The sequence below is a fragment of the Stutzerimonas stutzeri genome, from assembly GCF_024448895.1.
GTDB classification, from domain to species: Bacteria; Pseudomonadota; Gammaproteobacteria; order Pseudomonadales; family Pseudomonadaceae; genus Stutzerimonas; species Stutzerimonas stutzeri_Q.
This window is the reverse complement of record NZ_JAMOIC010000064.1, coordinates 1-1,417: the sequence shown is the minus strand read 5'-3', so window position 1 is coordinate 1,417 and position 1,417 is coordinate 1. Positions and strand designations below refer to the sequence as shown.

Genomic DNA, 1,417 nt, shown 5'->3' with positions numbered 1-1,417 from the left:
GTCAGCCGGGGCGCCGCTCATGGCGTCGGCGCCAGCAGCAGCTGCGGCAGCAGGATCAGGCTGTGTGGCTGGCTTGCCTGCAGCGTGGCAAGCAGGCGTGCCAGCTCGAAGCCCGCCGCGCCGCTGAAGCCGATTTCGGCCAGCGGGCGCAGCTCGACCCGCGCACCGGCCAGCAGCGGCGCATAGAGCCCGGCAATGTTTTCCAGCAGGGTTGCCAGCGGCAGTACGCAGAGGTGCTGGCGCACATCACACGGCAGGCTGGCCTGCCACAGGCTCTCGGCCACCGCCAGCTGCGCCTCGGCATCCAGGCAGACGCCCTTGGGCTGGCCGGTAGTGCCGGAGGTATAGGTGATCTTCAGCGTGCCGGGCGGCACTGGCGTGACGGTGTCCGGCTGGCGCAACAGCAGGCCGGCTTCGCCTGGCTGGAAGCCGCAGCGCTCGCTGAGCGGGCTGACGGCGCCGATCAGGCAGTCAATGCCGGCGTGCTGCAGCACGTGCTCCTGCTGCGCCGCGGAAAAGAATGCCGGCAGCGGCACGCAGACCAAACCGGCGCGCAGCAGGGCCAGGTCCCACAGCGCCCACTCCAGACCGTTGTCCAGCGTCAGGGCGACGCGCTGCACGCCGAGCCGTTGCAGATGGCTGGCGCGCGCGGCCACCTCATGGCGCAGTTCGGCGTAGCTCAGTTGGTGCGGCCCTTCGCTCAGCGCGATGCCGGCGTGCTGGTCGAGCGTCGTCCAGAAGCGTTCAGCTGCAGGCTGCATGGGGCGCCTCCGTGGTGTCGAACAGCGGCTGATAGCCGAGCCGCGCATAGAGGCCGAGCTGCAGCAGGCGCTGGTGGCCGGGCAGGATCTCGCCGGCCATCAGCTGTGGCCGGCAGGCGTAGTAGCTGCCCCAGTCGGCCAGCTCCTCGCCCATGCGCGCCGGGTCGGCCAGGCCCAGCGGCAGCGGATCGAGCGCCAGGCGCTGGAAGCTGTTAAGCAGTGCCGGCGTGCCGGTGAACACCACCCAGCGAAAGCCCTGAGCGACCAGCAGATCGGTCAGCGCGACGATCAGCAGGCGCGCCGAGGCATTGCCGAAGGCGGCGAGATTGCCAACCTCGACGATCTCCTCGCGCGGCACCGTACGCCCATGGCGCTGGCTCACGGCCTGCTCGATGGGCTCGTCCAGATAACGCTCGAGAAACAGCGGTCGACGCTGGGCGCTGCGCAGACCGACCGCGCCATGCACCTCGCCATTGTCGCCATGCAGGCCGAGCAGGCAGGGCATGAAATGACGCACCCGCGCCTGATAGTGCTCGGCGAAACGCTGGCGGATGAAGTCTTCCAGCGCTGTGCGCCGCCCGCCTGCATCGGCCTGCGCCAGTTGCAGGCAGAGCGAAGGCTCGCGGCCAATGCGTGCCAGTACATCGGTGTGATCG

1 protein-coding gene and 1 pseudogene are annotated in these 1,417 nt (G+C 69.8%); both read right to left on the bottom strand.

What is annotated here, in order from left to right; translation table 11 throughout:
• Positions 1-29: 29 nt before the first annotated feature.
• A pseudogene (locus tag NA619_RS24930) lies at positions 30-761 on the bottom strand (AMP-binding protein); the annotation flags it as partial.
• Positions 745-1,417, bottom strand: a 673-nt coding sequence (locus tag NA619_RS24925; protein ID WP_255964438.1) for a thermostable hemolysin, incomplete at its 5' end; no start/stop codon positions are given. The pseudogene NA619_RS24930 and the gene NA619_RS24925, both read right to left, overlap by 17 nt.